The 4,950-nt window shown below is 39.1% G+C and carries 5 protein-coding genes; 2 read left to right on the top strand and 3 right to left on the bottom strand.

Annotated features, from left to right (window positions below):
• Positions 1–720, top strand: a 720-nt coding sequence (locus V5N63_RS02620) for a sensor histidine kinase (protein ID WP_332032709.1), incomplete at its 5' end; no start/stop codon positions are given.
• A 4-nt stretch (positions 721–724) separates the two neighbouring features.
• Positions 725–1,090, top strand: coding sequence for a response regulator (locus V5N63_RS02615; RefSeq protein ID WP_332032708.1), 366 nt, complete (start codon positions 725–727; stop codon positions 1,088–1,090).
• Positions 1,091–1,168: 78 nt separating this feature from the next.
• On the opposite strand, the gene V5N63_RS02610 is transcribed toward V5N63_RS02615, so the two are convergent.
• The 3 genes from V5N63_RS02610 to V5N63_RS02600 form a co-directional block, all read right to left on the bottom strand.
• Positions 1,169–1,423, bottom strand: a complete 255-nt coding sequence (locus V5N63_RS02610) for a hypothetical protein (RefSeq protein ID WP_332028337.1) — start codon at positions 1,421–1,423, stop codon at positions 1,169–1,171.
• 160 nt (positions 1,424–1,583) lie between these two features.
• Positions 1,584–3,629: a M16 family metallopeptidase gene (locus tag V5N63_RS02605; protein WP_332032707.1), complete on the bottom strand. Its 2,046-nt coding sequence runs from the start codon at positions 3,627–3,629 to the stop codon at positions 1,584–1,586.
• A 3-nt stretch (positions 3,630–3,632) separates the two neighbouring features.
• Entirely contained in the window at positions 3,633–4,946 is a 1,314-nt protein-coding gene (locus V5N63_RS02600) for a M16 family metallopeptidase (protein WP_332032713.1), read from the bottom strand.
• Between the last annotated feature and the right edge of the window lie 4 nt (positions 4,947–4,950).

Below are 4,950 nucleotides of genomic sequence, written 5' to 3'. Positions count from 1 at the left end.
AGTACCGATATCAACGAATTCAAGAATCTGGTTACTCAGAAAGATACTTTCCTCGGTATTGCAAGCCATGAACTGAAAACTCCTTTAACTTCACTGAAACTCTATGCGCAGGTTTTAGATAGAATGCTGAAGAAAACAGGGGACGAAAAAAACGCTGAATTTGCCAAAAAAATGGATCTTCAGGTGGTGAAGCTTACTTCTTTAATCGGCGATTTGCTGGATGTTACCAAAATTAACTCGGGAAAAATACACCTTAATGAGAGCGATTTCGATTTTGAGAAACTCGTGCTGGAGACTGCTGAAGAACTGCAGATGTCGACTCTCCATAAAATAAAACTTAAAACTGAAAATGTAGGAACAGTTTTTGCTGACAGGGAACGTATAAGCCAGGTAATCACCAATTTAATTTCAAACGCAATCAAATATTCTCCTGATGCCGTAGAAATTCTTGTAGATATAAAAAATGAGGGCAATTTTGCCATTTTTACTGTGGAGGATTTTGGGATCGGGATGCCGGAAGATAAAAAAGCAAAAGTTTTTGAACAGTATTACCGCGTAAGTGGGGATGAACAGAATACTTTCCCCGGACTGGGATTAGGGCTTTACATTGCAGCGCAAATTGTGGAGCGCTCGAACGGAAAAATTTGGGTGGAAAGTACCTTAGGAAAAGGCTCCACATTCTGTTTCTCGCTTCCTCTTGTAGACCGTAAAATTAATTAAGAAAATGAATTCAAAAAAAATAATAATTGTTGATGATGATGTTTCGATTCTGGATTCTTTAGGAATTATGCTCGATTTCGAAGGCTTCGAAGTCAACGCTTTCGAACGCGGTTCCGAGATTTTCAGTTATGTAGAATCAGTTTCGAAGCCCGATATTATTCTGCTGGATATGTGGCTTTCCGGTGAAGACGGAAGAGATATCTGCAAAAAGTTAAAAGAAAATGAAATCACGAAGAATATTCCCGTGGTCATGATGTCGGCCAGCCGAGGGTTAGAGCATACCGCAATACAGTCTGGTGCCAACGCTTTTATCGCAAAACCATTCGAAATAGATGAAGTGGTGGATAAACTCCATCAGTTGACTGAATAAATTTTTTATTTGAAGCTAGAAATGTAAAAGACAAACCCTGAAGTTTGTCTTTTTTGTGTTTTATATGAAAGTGAAAGTTTAAACGCGAACTACATCGAAATTAAAAGAACTTGTAAAATTCATCTGGAAATTAGAATTTAATCTGTACTTCAGTTTTTTCGAAATTTCATTTAAAAGGTTGAAATGATCGGTTTTCGAAAGATCATCAGTAAGAAGATCCTGATTGTTGATTTTAATTCCGGCATCATCAAATCTTATAAATTCTAGGCCGTAATGAGAATGAAGTTTTTCCAAAAATTTCAGATCTTCTAAAGAAAGTATATTTTCTGACATGGCTTTTTATTTTTTTTTATTGATATAAAAATATTTACAATTATTATGCCTTTTGTAATAACTGTCGTTGATAACTTTCTGATTTCCTTAAAAGATGACGATTTTTAATACAAAAAACGGCAACTCCCGCTGCCGTTTCTTATAAATAATTAAATTAAAGTTATTTGAAGTCCGAATCTTTGGACTGGTTAATCTGGTAAGACTTCACGGTGAAATCTACCGGCATTCCGCCCATATTCTGCGACATTTTGTACGGAAGTTTTACACCTGAAACTACTTTGTAATCACCGAAAACAGTAGGCACTGCCATTTCTCCCTGAGGGCCTTTCTGCATTTTGGTTTCGCCAAGTTTCAGACCTGTTTTCACGCTGTAGTAATACGTATTTTTATCTTTTTTTACAACGTAAGCATCTTCATTCTCGAATTTTTCAATTCCTGTAAGCTTGTAATCTGCAGATTTAGCAAAACCAAGCTCCGGGAAAAGCTCTGTAGAAGCGGCAAGTTCCTTCTTAGCTTCTTCCGGCATGGGTGTCTTCTGTCCCTGCATCTCCATGAAACCATCTTTACCATCGAAAACAATTTTCTGGAAGGTGTTGCCCATCATTTTGATTTCCATTTTCATTTTAGCGCCTTTTGCCTGAATCATGTTCATGTCGAGATCCATTCCCTGTACTTTTGCCGAAGCATCAGTGGTAATGGAATTTATTTTCTCAACCGCTGCTGAACCACCGATGGCAGCAATATATTTTTCTGCAACCGTAGATAAAGTCACGCTTGCATCCATCTTCTGCGAGGAAGGTTTTTCGGTTGGATTGGCTTCATTATCATAATACTTAACCGGATAACCCAATTTTTCAAGACCTTCAGAAATATCTGCAGCTTTACCTGCTACGAAAATACGGCTTTGGTTGGGCAAAATTGTGGCTTTCACTGCTGCTGAAACATCTGCTGCAGTTACTTTATCGATTGATTTCAGATAGTTTGTATAGAAATCTGCAGGCAAATTCTGTACTTTTTCATTCAGTGCAAATCTTGCGATGGTTTCCGGTCTTTCCAAAGAACGGATGAAATCTCCTTTCAGTTTTGCTTTTGCATTGGCAAGTTCTTCCGGAGTTACTTTAGAAATTGCGTTCAGTTCGTTCATAAATTCTTTTACCGCTTTGTCGGTCACTTCGTTTCTTACACTTGAATTTGCAGAAAAACTTGGCGAATATTTACTTGCAGTAAGCGATGAGTAAGCGCCATACGTAAATCCGTTTTTCTCACGAAGATTCATGAAAAGTCTGGCTTCACCGCCGCCTCCTAAAATGTAATTGGCAATCATCGACGAGAAATAGTTAGGATCACTCATCTTCAGATTATTGATGTTTCCAACAGAAACTACCGACTGAACAGCAGTAGGTACATCAACTACATTAATTTCCGTCGCTGCAACGTTTGCTGCAGGTTCCAATGCGGCGAAAGTGGTGTTCGATTTTTTCCAGCCTGAAAATGCCTTTTCAATCATTTTTTTGGCGTCGTTGTATTTCACATCACCAACTACAACCAAATATGCATTGTTGGGTGCGTAATACTTATTGTACATATTCTGCACATCAGCCAGCTGATTGTTTTTGATGCTTTCCTCAGTTTCAAACTCACCTCTGGAAGTGTTTTTTCCGTACGTAAGCGCGGTGGAAACACGGTTCGCAATTGAACTTGCGTTTTTCTCGTCGGCTTTCAAACCTTCGATCATTCTGTCTTTTGAGTTTTTTACTTCTGTTTCAGAAAATTTAGGGTTTACAATCGCATCCGCCATCAAACCTAAAACCTGAGGGAAATATTTCGAAAGCGTGTTGGCATTTGCACCGGCTGAAGAGAAATTTAAATTTGCCCCAAGAAAATCAATTTTCTTGTTGAAATCTTCTTTACTCATTGATGTTGTACCGCTGCCGAGCTGATCTGCCATAATTTGGCTCACACCCACAATTTTACCTTCGTAAACCGGCGGCCTGTCTATAGAAAGGCTCATGTTTACCCTTGGTAATTTATTGTTTTCAACCACCATTACGGTAAGTCCGTTTTTCAGGGTGAAAGTTTTCGGTTTCGTTATGTTGATTGTAGGAGTAGGGCCTGGTTTAGGCATTTCGTCCTTATTGATTTTTTGTGCAGACAGCATTCCTGAAATTAAAAATGCGGCCGCGATATATTTAAAGTTGTATTTCATGGATTATTTTTTTTCAGGTAAGTAATTGATGATGATTCTTTGGTTTGGGTTAAGGTATTTTTTTGCGGCATTCATAATATCTTGTCTTGATACAGAACGGTAAATGTCCAGTTCTTTATTGATGAGATTGGTGTCGCCCATCAATACGTGGTTGGTCGCCAAAGAACTTGCGATTCCCTGAATTGAAGAGTTTGAGTTTACAAACTGATTTTCGAACTGGTTCTGAAGTTTCTGGTAATCTTCCTCAGAAATCAGGGTAGTTTGAAGCTTTTTAATTTCCGCATCAATGTCGCTTTGAAGCGTACTTTTCGTGGTAGAACCCATTGGAATAGCGAAAAACGCAAAAATTCCCGCATCTTCAAGACCTTGGTTGAAAGCCTGAACCTGAAGCGCTTTTTTCTCCTGATCCACTAATTTTTTATAAAGCACCGATGATTTTCCGCTGCTTAAATAAGACGAAAGCATATCGAGAATATAAGCATCTTTTTCTTTGTTCGAAGGTGTTCTGTACGCAAAAACATAGGCCGGAAGCTGGATGTTTTTATCGGTAACCGTTACTTCTTTTTCCTTAGTAATTGGATCGTCTTTCGGGAAATTTTTCGGGTACACAGTACCTTTTGGGATGTCGCCGTAATATTCGAGAATCCATTTTTTGGTCTGCTCAGGCTTGATGTCGCCGGCTACAACTAAAGTCGCATTGTTCGGAACATAGTATTTTTTATAAAAATCCTGAAATTCTGATAGGGTAGCAGCATTCAGATCCTCCATCGAACCAATGGTTGACCAATGATATGGGTGTTTGGTGAAAAGATTATTCTGCACTGCGGTGAAAAGATTTCCGTAAGGTTGGTTATCCATTCTCAGACGCTTTTCTTCCTTTACCACTTCTCTCTGGGTATCGACTCCGATCTGATTTACGGTACCGCTTTTCATTCTTTCGCTTTCCATCCACAAACCTAGCTGTTCGTTATTCGACGGGAAAGTTTCGTAATAATAAGTTCTGTCGTTGGTGGTATTGGCATTGTTGGTTCCGCCGTTAGACGAAACAATTTTGAACCAGTCGCCGCGTTTAATGTTTTTGGTTCCCTCGAAAAGCAAATGCTCAAAAAAGTGCGCCATACCGGTTCTTCCCACCGCTTCATCCTTGGCACCTACGTGATACATTACACCTGTTGTCACTACAGGAGCGGTGTTGTCCTGATGAAGAATTACGTGCAGCCCGTTTGGAAGATCATATTCCTCGAATTTAATTTGCTGTGCGTTGATGATCATTCCAAGGAACGAAACGGCAGCAGCAGAAAGGAGTCGTTTTTTCATATTA

The organism is Kaistella sp., assembly GCF_032060305.1.
Lineage (GTDB): Bacteria > Bacteroidota > Bacteroidia > Flavobacteriales > Weeksellaceae > Kaistella > Kaistella yananensis.
The sequence above is the reverse complement of the archived record's forward strand: the minus strand, read 5'-3'. Positions and strand labels throughout refer to the sequence as shown.